The organism is Paenibacillus pini JCM 16418 (assembly GCF_000576305.1).
In the GTDB taxonomy this organism is placed as follows: Bacteria; Bacillota; Bacilli; order Paenibacillales; family Paenibacillaceae; genus Paenibacillus_AQ; species Paenibacillus_AQ pini.
This window is the reverse complement of record NZ_BAVZ01000019.1, coordinates 1-16,045: the sequence shown is the minus strand read 5'-3', so window position 1 is coordinate 16,045 and position 16,045 is coordinate 1. Positions and strand designations below refer to the sequence as shown.

General features: G+C 44.5%; 14 protein-coding genes and 2 pseudogenes. 5 read left to right on the top strand and 11 right to left on the bottom strand.

From position 1 onward, the window contains the following. Positions 1-56 precede the first annotated feature (56 nt). Together JCM16418_RS19410 and mobA are read right to left on the bottom strand one after the other, a co-directional pair. Positions 57-743 (bottom strand): TorD/DmsD family molecular chaperone, encoded by a 687-nt coding sequence (locus tag JCM16418_RS19410; RefSeq protein ID WP_052020574.1) that lies wholly within the window; start codon positions 741-743, stop codon positions 57-59. 187 nt (positions 744-930) lie between these two features. Beyond that, positions 931-1,560 carry a molybdenum cofactor guanylyltransferase gene (gene mobA, locus JCM16418_RS19405; RefSeq protein ID WP_081765514.1) on the bottom strand — a complete coding sequence of 210 codons (630 nt, stop codon included), beginning with the start codon at positions 1,558-1,560 and terminating at the stop codon, positions 931-933. 186 nt (positions 1,561-1,746) lie between these two features. Here mobA and JCM16418_RS19400 point away from each other — a divergent pair, with 186 nt between their 5' ends. Beyond that, entirely contained in the window at positions 1,747-2,985 is a 1,239-nt protein-coding gene (locus JCM16418_RS19400) for an MFS transporter (protein WP_052020572.1), read from the top strand. A gap of 73 nt (positions 2,986-3,058) precedes the next feature. Here JCM16418_RS19400 and JCM16418_RS19395 read toward each other — a convergent pair whose 3' ends face one another. After that, positions 3,059-4,750, bottom strand: coding sequence for a glutamine--tRNA ligase/YqeY domain fusion protein (locus JCM16418_RS19395; protein WP_036652418.1), 1,692 nt, complete (start codon positions 4,748-4,750; stop codon positions 3,059-3,061). A gap of 256 nt (positions 4,751-5,006) precedes the next feature. Here JCM16418_RS19395 and JCM16418_RS19390 point away from each other — a divergent pair, with 256 nt between their 5' ends. After that, entirely contained in the window at positions 5,007-5,261 is a 255-nt protein-coding gene (locus JCM16418_RS19390; protein ID WP_036652346.1) for a DUF2164 domain-containing protein, read from the top strand. Positions 5,262-5,279: 18 nt separating this feature from the next. Further along, positions 5,280-5,828 (top strand): GNAT family N-acetyltransferase, encoded by a 549-nt coding sequence (locus tag JCM16418_RS19385; RefSeq protein ID WP_036652344.1) that lies wholly within the window; start codon positions 5,280-5,282, stop codon positions 5,826-5,828. 68 nt (positions 5,829-5,896) lie between these two features. Here the strand turns inward: JCM16418_RS19385 and JCM16418_RS19380 are convergent, their stop codons facing one another. After that, positions 5,897-6,565: an MOSC domain-containing protein gene (locus JCM16418_RS19380; RefSeq protein ID WP_242403916.1), complete on the bottom strand. Its 669-nt coding sequence runs from the start codon at positions 6,563-6,565 to the stop codon at positions 5,897-5,899. A gap of 204 nt (positions 6,566-6,769) precedes the next feature. Here JCM16418_RS19380 and JCM16418_RS19375 point away from each other — a divergent pair, with 204 nt between their 5' ends. After that, positions 6,770-7,480 carry a stalk domain-containing protein gene (locus JCM16418_RS19375; protein WP_158442448.1) on the top strand — a complete coding sequence of 237 codons (711 nt, stop codon included), beginning with the start codon at positions 6,770-6,772 and terminating at the stop codon, positions 7,478-7,480. Between the two features lie 109 nt (positions 7,481-7,589). Here JCM16418_RS19375 and JCM16418_RS19370 read toward each other — a convergent pair whose 3' ends face one another. The 4 genes from JCM16418_RS19370 to JCM16418_RS19355 all read right to left on the bottom strand — a co-directional run bounded on the left by JCM16418_RS19370 (position 7,590) and on the right by JCM16418_RS19355 (position 12,780). Next, positions 7,590-8,087 (bottom strand): GNAT family N-acetyltransferase, encoded by a 498-nt coding sequence (locus JCM16418_RS19370; protein ID WP_036652341.1) that lies wholly within the window; start codon positions 8,085-8,087, stop codon positions 7,590-7,592. Between the two features lie 49 nt (positions 8,088-8,136). Further along, entirely contained in the window at positions 8,137-9,351 is a 1,215-nt protein-coding gene (locus JCM16418_RS19365) for an MFS transporter (protein ID WP_036652339.1), read from the bottom strand. Positions 9,352-9,535: 184 nt separating this feature from the next. Then, a complete protein-coding gene (locus JCM16418_RS19360; protein WP_036652414.1) occupies positions 9,536-11,605 on the bottom strand; it encodes a molybdopterin-containing oxidoreductase family protein in 2,070 nt (689 codons plus the stop codon). 341 nt (positions 11,606-11,946) lie between these two features. Then, a complete protein-coding gene (locus JCM16418_RS19355) occupies positions 11,947-12,780 on the bottom strand; it encodes a formate/nitrite transporter family protein (RefSeq protein WP_036652337.1) in 834 nt (277 codons plus the stop codon). 257 nt (positions 12,781-13,037) lie between these two features. Between JCM16418_RS19355 and JCM16418_RS19350 the strand changes: the two genes are divergently transcribed. After that, positions 13,038-13,694, top strand: a complete 657-nt coding sequence (locus JCM16418_RS19350) for an SDR family oxidoreductase (RefSeq protein ID WP_036652335.1) — start codon at positions 13,038-13,040, stop codon at positions 13,692-13,694. A 158-nt stretch (positions 13,695-13,852) separates the two neighbouring features. On the opposite strand, the pseudogene JCM16418_RS19345 reads toward JCM16418_RS19350, so the two are convergent. From JCM16418_RS19345 to JCM16418_RS25075, 3 genes and pseudogenes are all read right to left on the bottom strand, one after another. Then, positions 13,853-14,328 (bottom strand): annotated as a pseudogene (locus tag JCM16418_RS19345) (glutathione peroxidase). Positions 14,329-14,569: 241 nt separating this feature from the next. Beyond that, positions 14,570-15,580, bottom strand: a complete 1,011-nt coding sequence (locus tag JCM16418_RS19340; protein WP_036652333.1) for an LLM class flavin-dependent oxidoreductase — start codon at positions 15,578-15,580, stop codon at positions 14,570-14,572. A gap of 195 nt (positions 15,581-15,775) precedes the next feature. After that, positions 15,776-16,045 (bottom strand): annotated as a pseudogene (locus JCM16418_RS25075) (hypothetical protein); the annotation flags it as partial.

Here is a 16,045-nt window from a genome sequence, read left to right as displayed (position 1 = left end):
ACACGTCCTTTTTATGTGGACAATATGCATGCTATTCCTGCTGCACTTATGCAAAGCTACGCCAATTCTTTTCTCCATTCGCGAAGCATGTTCAGATCATAAGGTATGAACTCTTTCAGAATACGGGCAAGCCCTGTATAGAGCGGTGTCTGAGCAAGTTGCTGCATTTCATTTGCCAGCTGTGGCGTCCATTTCATAAGGTGATTTTCGAGGAAATCAATTTGGTGATCCACCCATACTAGTCTATGGTCTGCAAACCTACTAGAATCCTGAGCACGTTCGCCCATGACAGCCATGAATTCAAGTTCTAAAGTGATATGATCATCCTTTTCATGATCCAGCTTATTGAATACGATTCCGCAATCAGCGTAAGCCTTCCTAATCTGCTGAATACAGCTCAGCATACTTCCGTGGTCTTCCTCACGATATACGCTTTCGCAAACACAAGGGAGAACAGCATCCATACTGTCAAATAGCCGATGATACTCCGCTGTCTCCTCACTACAAAGGTTCAAAAGTTGGACGGGTTTCAGCCCTCCTATATAAGCCTTTAGCTGTCCTACGCTCTCGGTCAGTACAACCTCTTCCCTACGAACAATATGCAATTGCCACTGCATCATTTGAGATAAGCTTGGTGGATTCTCCAAAAAATCAATTAATAGTTGATACATCCACCCTCTTCCTTGAAGCCAGCGTACACCCTCCGCAGATTCATGTACTGATTGTGCGGTCATCGTCATCATAGATGAACCCTCCCTTGTATATAATAAACTCAGCTCGTTCGAGTAATCCTGTAATCATTACTTTAAAATTTGTATAAACTAACCTTACATGAAGTCATTTCATAATCATGTGATATAATTCACATTAATTAACGGAAAATACCTTTTTTACATATTTAATTGTTGCTACTATTGTAAACACAACGTTTCAAGATGCTCCCGAGTCCTGCTTCGCATGCTTATATTCTTCAGGATTATTCATATTAAACAGGGCTTGATTTGCATCTACTCTCGATTGTTGCGTTAGCTCTTCTTCTGTCAAATAACGGACACGCAGATGATCTAGCCAATCCGTCATTCGAAGTTTATCTGCCTGAAGCATCTGCTCTAAAGAAGGGAACGCACTACGATGATAGGCCGCGAGCAAAGGTTGTATTCTTCCTCCTGTAATCGGCAGTATAGCCTGCACTCTGTCCGTCTGCAGCCCTCCACTAACTAAAGAAGCTGCATCTACCAACACCCGGAAGATATCGGTGGTCACAAATGGCATATCGCAGGCACAAACGATGCACCACGGTGTATTTGCAGCAGCAAGGAGCGAGTGAACACCAGCTAGCGGTCCTTTTCCTGGATACGAATCCTGTACAATAACCTTGCCAAGGAAAAGGTAATCCTGCTTCTCATTGGCTGAAATCATCATTTCTGATACAACTGGGGAGAGCTGTTTCGTTATTCTTTCAATAACCGTAATGCCTTCTATTTCTAGTAAGGCCTTGTTAGAGCCCATCCTGCTAGAACGTCCTCCAGCTAAAATACCACCTGTGATCTCAAACATCATTCGATCCTCCTTTATTACTGCATACAAATCGTAAGTATCTACTTTATTAATTTACAATTAAAGTTTATTAATCTTTATTGTGGTAAAATTATAAAAAGTTGGTTTGTATCCCTTTTCAACAAATGATAAAGTGAGATTGGCAGATTTCGAACGCCCACTGCCCGATTTGCATTCGGTCGGAAAGGAATGTCCAACGTGCAGAATAATTTAAAACCTAAGCCATCCTTAACGTCGCTTAAAGCGTTTAACTTCTTAATCTACGGAACTATGGTGATCTTCACCAGCTTTTTTCAATTATACCTCCAGGATGCAGGAATGAACAAACTCGAGATCGGTAGCCTAATGGCACTCGGACCCTTCATTTCGTTGTTTGCCAATCCGTTCTGGGCCTTTTGGAGCGACCGTCTGCACAATACAAAACGCATTTTGCTGATGATGATGGCAGGTACGCTACTGTTAATCCAATTTGTATTTCATGCGAGTACTTATAATACGGTGTATTTAACGATGATTTTGTTCTTTTTCTTCCAAAGTCCGATGTTCTCGCAAAGCAACAGTTTGATCTTGGGATATATTACGGATACCAAACACCAATTTAGCTCATTTCGTCTGTGGGGATCTATTGGATGGGCTGTTACAGCCATTGCAGCGGGCCTTATTATTGATAAAATAGGGATTTCCAGACTATCATTCCTTTTCACAGGTATTCTGTTTCTGGCTATTGCTGCGGTTCTCCTTATGCCCACGCTCAAACGATCTGCTGAAAGTCCACCCGTTCGTCTTCGGGGGTTCGGTAGGCTTGTAACCAATCTATACTTTGTTGCCTTTATTGTTCTTGGCATGATCGTATCTGTACCTAATGTCATGAATAATACGTTTATGTCGCTCTATATTACGGAGCTTGGCGGTTCCAAGACTATCGTCGGTCTAGCCGTCTTTCTCTCCTCTTTCTTAGAAATCGCCGTATTCATTCTGTTTGATAAATTTATCAAACGAAAGCTCTCTACGCTGATCGGTTGTCTTGCTCTAGTCAGTGTGCTCTTTAGTCTCCGCTGGACGCTGATGGCAGCAGCCACTCACCCCATAGAGGTTGCTTTGATTCAGATATTGCAATGTATCACCTTTGGGGGATATTTCTATGTGGGTACTCAGGTCGTGCGGATGCTAATGCCTGCCCCTTACATATCTTCAGGCCAAGCCGTGTATACACTAACATGGAGCGGCATCTCGGGTGTTGTGGGAAGCCTTGCTGGAGGCTGGTTGTTTCAGAACTTCGGAGGAGAAGCGATGTATCGAATAGGCGTGACGCTGTCGCTTATGGGAGCAGCAGGCTTTGGACTCATGTGGTACTGGATACGAGTACAGGGATATAAACAACCTTCCATTGATAAACACATTGAAGAAGATACCGATTCCATGAAATAAATCGAGGTACGGCTTCTATAGGTAAAATTAAAAACAGCCAACAGATCCTATCTGTTGGCTGTTTTTTTAATCATTAAGCTTTTGGCATTCGGAAAGAGCTTTTCATGGAAACAATCAAGTTAAAGACAGGATGCCCTGGCTTAGAATACTTCGTATCCACGTTAAAATAACCATGACGGAAAAATTGAAATTTATCCTGGGGTTCAGCCGTCTTCATGCCAGCTTCCACATATCCGTTCAGAATTTCCAGAGAGTTCGGATTCAGCTGATCCATGAATGTTTTCTCCACAGCATCTTCAGCTTGCTCTGCTCCCTCTTCCTCAGGCTCCTCTGCATTAATCAGCGGCTCGTAGAGTCGGAATTCCGCAGGAACAGCTTGTGTAGCTTCGATCCAGTGAATGGTCCCCTTCACCTTACGCTCAGTGAAACCTGTGCCGCTCTTGGTTTTGGGATCATACGTACAATGAATTTCCGTTACATTGCCATCTTCATCTTTAATAAATTCATTACATTTGATGAAATAGGCATGCTTCAAGCGCACTTCATTACCCGGGAACAACCGGAAATATTTATTCGGTGGATTCTCCATGAAATCATCTTGCTCAATATAAATCTCACGGGAGAATGGAATTTGACGACTACCCATTTCCTCATTCTCGGAGTTATTCTCCGCTTCCAGCCATTCAACTTCTCCCTCAGGATAGTTAGTAATGACCACTTTAAGTGGGCGTAGAACCGCCATGGTGCGAGGTGCCTTCAACTTCAAATCCTCACGGATGAAATGCTCCAACATTTGCAGATCAACCAACCCTTGGGCCTTGGAAATCCCTACCTCATAGATGAAACTACGAAGAGCTTCAGGGGTATATCCACGACGACGAAGTCCCGAAATAGTCGGCATCCGCGGATCATCCCAGCCATCAACGACATTCTCATCTACGAGCTGCTTCAGCTTACGCTTACTTGTTAGCGTCTGGGCTAGATTCAAACGACCAAATTCATATTGATGTGGAGTACTTTCCATCTCACACTCCGATACAACCCAGTCATAGAATGGACGTTGATCTTCGAATTCAAGCGAACAAAGGGAGTGCGTTACTCCTTCGATCGCATCTTCAAGCGGATGCGCAAAAGCGTACATTGGATAGATGCACCATTTGTCGCCCGTATTATGATGTGTAGCCCTAGCAATACGGTATAGGATTGGATCACGTAAATTAATGTTTGGTGATGCCATATCAATTTTGGCACGAAGCACCTTCGCTCCGTTTGGATATTCCCCAGCCCGCATGTTACGGAACAGCTCCAAATTCTCTTCAATACTACGTTCACGATATGGACTGTTTTGTCCAGGCTCAGTTAGCGTACCACGAGTTTCGCGAATTTGATCAGGTGTTTGATCATCAACATAAGCTTTCCCCTTTTGAATAAGGAGTTCTGCACGCTTGTACATTTCATCGAAATAATCTGATGCAAAACGCTTCTCTTCCCACTCGTACCCGAGCCATTTCACATCTTCTTCAATGGAATTCACATATTCCATATCTTCCTTGAGCGGATTCGTATCATCAAAGCGAAGGTTAGTACGTCCACCAAACTCATCAGCTAGTGTGAAATTAATCCAAATGGCTTTGGCATGTCCGATATGTAAATACCCGTTCGGCTCCGGAGGAAAGCGAGTGACAATACGCTGGACTTTTCCGGATTCCAGGTCATCGATAATCACATTTTTAATAAAATTGGAGGGAGTGCTTGGTTTCTCCACAGTAATCAACCTTTCGTCCATAAAATATCTTCTGTAATCATGGGTGCCTACATACATTGGTATCCACGTGTTTCATATTAATATACCTTTAATGGCTACATAGTTCAATGATTCCGCCTACTATGGGCCTTTGGTTAAAGGTAATATATGGTGTTTAAATTCAATGCAGAGACAAAAAACACTTCATTTTGACGTACCTTGACAAAATAAGGTAGCATGGAAAGAAACGGCATCACAGGAAGGGAAGGGCTAACTTATGAAGACGATGAAATTACCTAAAGAGCAGCAGGGTCAGGTGATCCAACTGATTCAACATTATTTTAAAGAAGAGCATGGAGAGGATTTCGGCGAACTTGCCGCAGATGGTGTTATGCATTTCTTCATGACACAGCTCGCTCCATACGTGTATAATCAAGCACTAGACGATTGCCGCCACCTCGTAAACCGCCAAATGGGTTCCTTGGAAGATGACATCTATGCTTTGGAACAAAAAGTTAAACTATCAAGATAATAGAGGTGACATTCTATCATGTTCAGTTACGCACTTGACGATCAAATTCAGCTTAGACCCATAGCGCTTCATCATGCACGTCCTCTATTCCATTTGACGGATCGTTCCAGAGACATTCTGCGTGAATGGTTGCCTTGGGTTGACTCCATGAAGGAAATAGACCATACGACACGCTTCATAACGAACGCTATAAAAACGGGTGCCGAGAATGGCTGTATCACAGCTGGAATTTGGGTGCAGGAAGAGATGGCTGGTATCATAAGTCTTCACGAAATAGACTGGCGTAACCGCTGCGTCAGCATCGGATATTGGCTGGGTAAAGGCTTTGATGGCAAAGGCATTATGAGTAGTGCCTGCCGGGCACTCGTGGATTACGCTTTCATGGAGATGGATCTCAACCGTGTAGAGATTCGCTGCGCTACAGGCAATGTTCGCAGCCGAGCCATTCCTGAACGACTTGGGTTTGTCCTTGAAGGGATTGTTCGTGAAGCAGAACTGCTTCCACAGGGTTATGTTAATCATGCCATCTATGGTATGGTACAGAGCGAATGGAAGCTCATGCGCTGATCAGCGATGCTATCATCGATATCAATACATACATCACAAAGGGCCGCCCTCATCAGGCGGCCCTTTTGCTATACGCTGGCACTCTCCGAGAGCCAGCCCTCAAACTTTTCCCGGACGCTGTCTGCCAAAGCATCCACAGCCAACATCCGTCTTAGTTGGTCATGATCAGCTTGCTTACTTCCTAGCGCTAGCTGCTCCAGCACAGCTCTCACGCTTACCTGTTGTGGATCAGACTTACGTCTGACGATAGGTGATGCCATATCCATGCTGCCTTCTTGCAGCACACGCAGATAGAAGCCGCTAAATCCATTATTCAGAATAAGCATTGGGAAGTTTTTCACACCATGCTTACTCGATATTTTATAACAAGGGAATCGAGGCTGACTTACCTGTACCACTACATCTCCGATTTCAAACTCATCACCGATGTAGACCTCTGGCTCAAGAAAACCTGTAACCGTTAGATTTTCACCAAAAGCTGCATAGTCCAGCTTCAAGCCAAGCTCCTGCTCCCAATAAGCATAGTGTTCATAAGGATATACACATATCGCTTTATCGGGTCCGCCATGGAACCTTAAATCTGCCTGTGCATCTCCGTCCATTTGCGTGAATCCGACCTGTATAGACTCTTGTACTGGCTTTTTATGAATGCCCGTTGTCAGAGGCTTACCTAGATACTCCACCGTCACGGGTTTACCAACATTGATGGATAACAAACGATATGTATTTGTACTCAAGACCAATCCCTCCCAAGGTATATTGCCTGCCATCATCATAGCAGATGGTAAGACATCGATATAACCTTCCTTTTAAAAATCCGTAACAAATCTAAAACTAAAACGTCATTATTAATGTATATATATACCAATCTAAGAATGTTGAGGTGACGAGTCACGAATAATTCAGTTAAAATTGTTACCGTAGTTATGTTGCTCTCGCTTATGATCGTACCCACTACTCAGGAGGCTAATTCCTCCAATCAAGTGAATGTGACCTTATTTAATCCCCTGATTCAGATTAATGGAAAAGACGCTGATTTCAATAAAGAACCACTCTTTACATATCACAACACGACTTACGTTCCACTGCGGTTCCTATCCCATCAATTATCTGCTGCCACTGCCTATGATGCAGAATTTAATACCTTATATATTGACCACACCGAGAGTATTCCGCAGAAAACAAAGCTTCACGCATCCAAACATGAGGGGAGCTTCAAGTTATCAATACACTCCTCCAGTCCTTCCTATGCTTATGGACAGCCTCTAAATATCAGCGCCCGGCTGGAATACACTGGTGGCTCTGAAATCACTATATCTCATGGTATAGCACCTATCAGCTTTTACATCAAGGATACAAAGACTGAATTTCAGAGCGAGTTAGACTCACCCCTGATTATGAAGAAGGAGATCTACGAAGCAGAAGATGAATACTCCAGCACGTTACCTGTGGCCTTAATTCAAACATACAACTTACGGCAATGGCAGAAACAGCATACGAATCAACCCCCAACGGATGATTTTTTACGCAATAATCGGATTGCCGTTTTGCCTAAAGGGGAATACCTCATTGGTGTTCAAGCAAAATATATCATAGATACATCTGGCGAAAGTAAGGATTATACCATTGAAATCCCGGTTACCATTCAATAATAGCTTTGTATGTTGATACACCAAAAAGGAACTTTCGCTATCGAAAGTTCCTTTTGTTAATATTTTAGAATGATTTCACTTTTTTAGCAGAGCCGATGTGTTTCAAATCCTACATCATTAGATAACCCATTAGGATATCATCAACATATTGATCGCCAATATAAAATTCATTCTGTAGACGTCCCTCTTCCACAAAACCACATTTGCGATAGAAGCTCACCGCACCTGGGTTAGAGGACAAGACACGTAGTCTCAGCTTCAGTCTGCCCCGCTCCAGAGCCCAAGACTTGGCTGCTTCCATCAGTCTCATTCCAATTCCAGCATGCTGAAAGTCAGGATGCACAGCAATGCTAATCTCATATACATGTCCATTACTGAGCATACTTGTAGGAGAGCGGAAGCCAACATAACCGCATAACTCACCATCTACGACAGCTACTAACTGAGATCCCGGCAGGCAATGCTGCAAAAAATCTTCACGAGACGTCCAGTGCAGCGGCTCTGGAGCCGTAAGATCATTCCAAACGATTGCATCCAGGTCCATCAGAAACTGTGCATCCTTCATTTCAGACGGTCGTATCGTCAGGGTTTGTTGATTATAACTCATTCTTTTACACCTCTTTATCATAGGAGCTGAATAAATAGCTTGATATGATTTAATCAGGCAGTGTTTCTAACGCTTTGCGATTCTTTAGAGCATGAACCACGAAGAACGCGACTGAAATGATTGCCGTTCCGATTGCAAGCCAAGTCACTGGCGAAAGTCCCCCGGAATCATACAGGATCCCCATCGCGTAAGGACCTACCATTCGTCCCAATGCCCCCATACCGCCCGTTAATCCGATATAAAATGGCGCTGCCCTGAAAGCATGCTCGGATATAAACGAAGGTATCGCTGGGGAAATGAGCATTTCCCCAAAAGTAGCAAGTACCATTGCAAGCACCATTCCTGGGTAACTTTGAATGCCAATGATAACGACATAGGCGCTCAAATAAAAGATAGCACTTGCCGTCATCTGAGCCGAATCACTTTGGGCAATCCAACGTTTAATCCAATTTGTAAACGGCTGAGCAACAAATATGAGTATACCGTTTAATGTCCACAAGAAACCGTATGATCGTTTCGGTAACCCCTCCGAAATGATGAAGGGAGCGACGCCTGAATTCCAGATGGAATTACCTAGCCACAGGAATAGTGCGCCTAAACCGAGAAATAAATAAATACGTGTATTGCCCAGTAACGACCAGATACTGCCAGCAGGCTCACTCTTGGTTTTCTTATGCAGATGAACTTCTCCCTGCTGCTTGTCTAAGCCATTCAAATAACGCAAGAAAAAAAGTGCGAATAAAGCCGAAGTCAATCCGTTCATCATAAAGGTTAGATGGTATGATAGGTCCGCGAGAAATCCACTTAATCCTGTTCCGACGGCTACACCGATATTATTTGCTACATAAACGACATTAAACAGCTCCCCGCGCCGATCTGCAAATCGATAACCAATAAACGCCTGAATGGCAGGCATAGATAAGGCATTACAGAAGCCGATGAAGCCCATCATGGCCATAAAGATGTACCAATGATCACTAATAAAAGGAAGCGTGAATAATCCTAAAGCGTTCAGCCCAAGAGCTCCTACGATGAGCTTCTTCACGCCGATTCGGTGATAAAGAGCGCCGCCCAGCAGCTGACCAACAATACCACCCATGGCCTGTACCATAACGACAAGTCCCGCATCCGCCATATTGCGACCCAGCTCATCAAATACATACATTGTAATTAGCGGCCACATCAAGGAGCCGCCTGCCGAATTAATCAAACTCGCTGCCAAGAATACTTGTACTTCTTTGGGATATTTCTGTAAAAATTTCATAGAATGTTTCTCCTGATTTGTAATTAAGAATCTAGTTGAATTAGGGAAGCATCCCGAAATTAAACACGCATTTAGCCCCCGGAGCACGCTCCAAGGCTAAATGAGGCATTCATAGCTGCCAATTAAAGCAGGTTTGACCCTGAATCTGTGTTCACATCATAACATAAATTGTAAGAATCATGTTCTACTTACGTCGTACCTGTACAGTCGCCGAGAAGAAGGTTGCCCCTTCTCCCATATCCGCCAGCCGATCTGGGGTAAGCACATTAGCCCGGCGCGTGCGTCCATCCTTATCCCACCAGAGTCCCTGGCTAATCACCGTACCAGGAAGCATTTTATCCGTTACAGAAGCCTTCAACTCATAACTACCTCGGTCGTTAAAGGCTTCCACATGCTCACCATCTGAGATACCAAGGGCTTCCGCATCTTGTGGATGAATTTGGAGCACGGGCTCCTGCTGTTCCATCTTTTGAAGCTTCGCCACATTTGAAAACGTGGAGTTAAGGAAGTTATGATTCGGTGGAGAGATGAACATCAGGGGATAGTTATCCTCCCTTGTAGGTCTGCGCTCGCCATCATATCCTTCTTTGAGCGGAACATACTCCGGCATTGGCGGCAGCCCCGCTTGTTCCAGAGCATTGGAATATAGCTCAATTTTGCCTGAGGGCGTTGACAACTGTTCCAAATAGAATTGCTGCGGCGTCATGTCTAGCTTCACGAACCGCTGAGTTTGAAGCGCCTCAAGTGTAACACCGTTCAAATACGGATTAGACGGATAATTCAGCGCCTCCTCTATCATGGACTCTTCGCTCTGGCTAAATGCTTCCTCATCCATACCCATGGCTCTACCAAGTAACGAGAATAGCTGCACATTACTTTTGCTCTCCCCTAAGGGTGAAATAACGGGCTCTTGTAGCTGAATATATTGATGCCAATAAGATCCGAATAAATCCGTGCTTTCAAAAGAGGATGCCGCTGGCAATACCAAATCGGCGTAGCGCGCTGTATCGGTCAAGAATAGATCATGTACAACCGTATACAAATCCTCACGTGCAAATCCAGCTTGTACCCGCTTTGAATCGGGTGCAACAACAACGGGGTTGCTGCAATAGACGAATAACGCCTTGATCGGCTGCTCCTGCATCGCAAGCGCTTCGCCAATTTGGTTCATATTAATCGTACGTGTATCCGAATTTAGTCGTAGATCAGGTCGCTCTAACTTGTCACTATTCATGGATTGGTAACCACTATTAGATTTAGTAGCGCCTCCCCCATCTTGAAGCCAAGCACCAGTCAATGCAGGTAAACATGCTATACTTCGCACATTCATACCCCCGTTATCATGATGCTGGAGTCCATTTCCAATCTGAATGTAAGAGGTCTTAGCTTGACCATACATCATTGCAAGCTGCTCAATATCCTCAACGGGAATACCTGTAATACGGGATACTCGCTCCGGATTGTATGATTTCACATGTTCTCGCAATTCCTCATGCCCAAGTGTATATTGTTCCATAAACGATTCATTGACCAAACGTTCACGGAACAGAATGTGCATGATGCCTAGGGCCAGCGCAGAGTCTGTCCCTGGATACAAGGGGATAAACCAATCTGCCCATTGCGCAGTCCGGTTACGATGAACGTCGATGACGACCACCTTGGCACCAGATTTGCGTGCTTTCTCGATCAGCATCACTTGATGCATATTCGTACTGATGATATTACCGCCCCAGACGATAATCAGATCTGCATTGACTATTCCCTCTGGCGTGGTTCCACCCCCAAAGCCCATCGTATGCTTCCAACCTACACTCCCTGCGCTGTTACATATCGTCTGCTTTAGCTGACTTGAACCAAGTGCATTAAAGAAACGGCGGTCCATTCCATCCACACTTAGCACACCCATATTGCCATAGAAACTATAAGGTAAGATAGATTCCGGTCCATATTGCTCGATCAGATCAGAATAACGCTCCGTTATTTCCTGAATGGCCTCATCCCAAGTAATACGAACAAACTCTCCGCTTCCTTTGGGGCCACTCCGTTTCAGCGGATACAACACACGTTCAGGATGGTAAATCCGTTCTGCCATATTACGAACCTTATTACAAATGGCTCCTTGAGTAATTGGATGTTCTGGATTACCCTCTACCTTTACAATCTTGCCATCCTTTTTATGCAGCAATAAGCCACATGTATCTGGGCAATCTAGCGGACACACCGCTGGGAAAATACCGTTCTCTTGTTCGACCATATCCACTTCAATCCCCTCTTGCTTCTGATCCGTAAATACTTCTATTCATATCTTAAATCGACAACCACAAATGCGCAAAAAAAATTTGGCGAAAATTGATTCATTTCTGAAATGTGCGGGTAACTTTAAAACAAGAGCATAAGACGTGAATACATATTCCGCCTTTTTGCCACACTATGGACCACTCCCAAATAATTCGCCATGCTAAAGTTTCGTTCCCCCGAGCTTTAGCATGGCGAATTTAGTTTTTTGTATATACAAAAAACCGGAAGCTCTATAAACAGAGCTTCCGGTTTCTTTTATCTATAATAAATTAAATAGCTCACATCTACTCATCCATACTAAGCCTGTTTACGATTCTTATTCGCTGAATTCGTCGCTACTTGGGTAGGTACAGGTGTCAGGTTACCATTCTTCAGATAAGCCAAATAGTATGCAGCAGCCACAAAGACCGTACCACCCACGAGGTTACCAAGGAAAACGGGAATGAAATTCATTATATAATCTCCCCATGTAAAATGGCCTGCAAAAATTGCCGCTGGAATCAAGAACATATTAGCAACTACGTGCTGGAATCCAATCGCTACAAAAGACATCGTCGGGAACCAAATCCCAAGAATTTTACCACTCATACTATCAGAACCATACGAGAGCCATACCGCGAGCGCCACTAACCAGTTACAGCCAATCCCTGAAATGAAAGCTTGGAGGAAGCTGTCATCCAGCTTATGCCCTGCCATATCTACCAGCTTGGTTAAGTAGACGCCACTTTCCGTAAGTCCAACCACATGTCCGAAGAAATAGGCAACGAACAGAGCGCCAGCGAAGTTGGCTATCGTGACTAATGTCAAATTCTTCACTACGTCAATCGTCGTTATTCTCTTCGCCATTCTTGCAATAGATACAGCCATCATATTGCCTGTCAGCAGTTCTCCACCAGCCAATAATACAAGAATAAGACCTGCTGGAAAGAGTGCTGCCCCAATAAAATTAGCAAAAGAACCCCATGCTTTCGGTGCACCTGCTATGACACGAATATCTAGCAAAAAGCCAAGCGCAATAAATGCACCCGCTAGAAATCCGAGAACGAGTACCGCCATCAGTGGATGATGTGTTTTCTTGGTTCCAGTTTCTACAGTCAGTTCAGCAATTTGTTGAGGTTTATAGTAAGCCATGGTTTCAATCCCCTTCAAATCCAAATATTCTGTTGATTTACATCTATTGTATCTCACTCTTTTTACCCTTACATGTGAGGTATCTCACAAAAGTCTGCAAACAGTGAAATTTTTCACATTTTAAATTAGATATATTTTTCTTTGAAGGAGTTAAACCATAGCGATACATCGATGCATACATCCCGTTTCTTGCCTTTTACCAAGGCATCCTCTATGCTTACCTCAAACGAAAATCATTATCTGGAGGTGCCTTGAGAATGACAACGGTTTTTGTAGCAGGTGCAAACGGACAGACAGGTCGACGTATTGTTGCTCGCTTAGTCGAAGCAGGATATGATGTGCGCGGACTCGTACGTGAGCCTGAGCATCAACACGACCTTGAACAGGCAGGAGCTACGTGCTATATCGGTGATCTGACGACTTCCTTCTCTGATGGCCTTAAAGGTGCAGATGTAGTCATTTGCGCAGTAGGAGCTGGAATATCCGGTGTTCCCGAACATGTTGATCATGTGGGAACCGTACGATTAATTGAGCAGAGTGTACTAGATCATATCTCACGGTTTGTGCTGATTAGCTCAATGGGAACGCAGAACCCTAATGAAATGCCTGATTTTCTTAAACCCTATTTAATTGCAAAACGCAAAGCCGAGCAGGTGCTAGAAGAAAGCGGGATGAATTATACGATTATTCGTCCAGGTGGGCTGACCAATGCACCCGGAACCGGCAAAGTAAAAGCTTCCATCGCCTATGGACAGTCAGGCCTCGTATCTCGTGATGATGTTGCCTTAGCTGCAGTGCATGCTTTGAGTATTCCTCAAACGGACCGCAAGTCCTTTGATCTGGTTGAAGGCGAACATGAGGTCAAGGATGCTCTTACTGGCCTTCATGCACGGACTCAGGAGCATACAGAATAACCGATTACATTCCAATCAAAAAAGCAGCTCATTCCTCTTCTAAGAATGAGCTGCTTTTACGATGTCTTCTATTTAGATCTTTACTCAATCTGCATTATATATCTGTAAAAAGAGTCTGCCCACAAGGGCAGACTTTCTGAATATTAAATTTCAAATGACTACAGCAATTCTTCGATTGCACTCGTCATAACTTCAGGAGTTTCTTTAGGCTCAAAGCGTCCGACTACCTCACCGCTGCGATTCACCAAGAACTTCGTAAAGTTCCATTGAATAGCGCTGTCCTCTGTATTGCCCGGCTGCTGTTCTTTCAAATACGTAAACAATGGATGTTCCTCAGCACCGTTTACTTCTATTTTTGCAAAGACAGGGAAGGATACGCCATAATTAATCTGGCAAAATGATTCTGCTTCTTCACTGCTTCCTGCTCTTGCGCGCCAAACTGATTACATGGAAAACCGATGATTTCTAAGCCTTGGTCATGGTATTGTTCATACAACTTTTGCAAATCCCCATACTGCGGTGTAAGTCCACATTTGCTGGCTGTGTTGGCAATCACGAGTACTTTACCTTCGAATTGATCAAGTGAAACCTCTTTACCTGCTGTGTTTTCAGCTGAAAATTGATAAACTGTCATCCTAATTACCTCCACTTTTTCAAATATATTCTACGTTCATATGCTATCTACCGCGATGTTTGTCCTTCGCCAAGTTCCCGCTTGCGCTCTGCCAAGGCAAGGTTACTGACATGCTTCATGATGAAATAGGGTCACATGTGCCCGGACTACCGACTGGACTGTGCTTTTATGTTCTCTCTTTATCATACGCCAAAGATTGAAGAGTGCAAGTTTCAGCATAATGGATCGTATACAAATGATTTTATATAGGCTTCACACCCATAGCTTCAGCAATGAGGCGGAATGATTTAACCTTATCATCAAAATTATGAATAATGCTGGATACCATGATTTCTTCCGTATTGTATTCATTACACAGCCGCTCAATATACTGTTTAATCTGTTCGGGTGATCCAACGATCACTCGTTTGCGATTCTCTTGAATCCGAATATGGTCATAGGGACTGTATGGATAAGCCAGCGCCTTCTCTACAGAAGGTGTTCCCAGAGATTTACCACCCTTCTCCAGCAGTACTAGAGATAGATCCATACTAGATGCAAGTCGGCTCGCTTCCTCCTCGGTTTCGGCACAAACAGCAAACACAGCTACAAGTGACTGCGGTGTGGGATGAATGGCAGAAGGCTTGAAGTTCTGTTGATACCAACGCATCACGTCACTGCCACCCGAGCCATTAATAAACTGGGCAAAAGCGAACCCTGTTCCACGCTGCGCAGCAATACCTGCACTTCCACCGCTTGAGCCTAGCATCCACATTTCAGGAATGGTATCGATGAGAGGCGTAGCTTCAAGTCCTGCGAAAGGATGCTCTGGGCTTAGGCTATCCGTAAGGTACGCAATAAGGTCATCGATTTGCTCTGCATAGCGATCTCCCGTACGCATTTTGCCTTCTTGAAGCGCTCTGGTCGCTAATGGCATGCCGCCTGGCGCACGTCCAAGTCCAAGGTCGATACGACCTGGATACAAACCTTCTAGAACGCGGAAATTCTCCGCCACTTTATATGAACTGTAATGAGGCAACATAACTCCTCCGGACCCTACACGAAGGGTAGAGGTCCTCGCAGCTAGATGAGAAATCAGAACCTCGGGACTAGAACCTGCGAGCGAAGAAGCAAAGTGATGCTCTGATACCCAGAAGCGATGATAACCTAACTTCTCAGCTTCCTGCGCCATCTTTGCCGTCTGGGCTAGAGCCTCAGCAGGTGTACTCCCTTCCGAGATGGTCGATTGATCCAAAATGCTTAACTTTATCATCAGCCTTCAAGACCTTTCTATATATAGAATGTTCTCCTAAATTATATCATGGGCTACTTCATTTTCATAAAAACGGCGGTCAAACATAACTGTACTAGAAACACATATAGCTGGTATGACAAAAAGAGCAGGAACCGATATTCCGGTCCCTGCTCTTTGTATTACCGATGTAGAGGCTATCCCGCCCGTCACCGCTTATTTGCGCCTTGAATCGCCTCTGCCGCCGCTACGGCTAGAAGATCCACCACGCGAGCTGTTGCCACCGCGTGAACTACCGCTGTTGCCGCCGCGTGAGCTACCACTGTTGCTCCGGCTGAATCCGCCTTCGCTTCGTACGCCGCTACGGCCAGCACGCGCTTCGCTGCTGCGTGCTCCACCTTCACCACGTGAGCGTCCGCCTTCAGCTTGGCCACCACGGAAGCTTACGTCTCTGCCTTCGCCTGCTCCGCGTCTGCTCTCGCCACC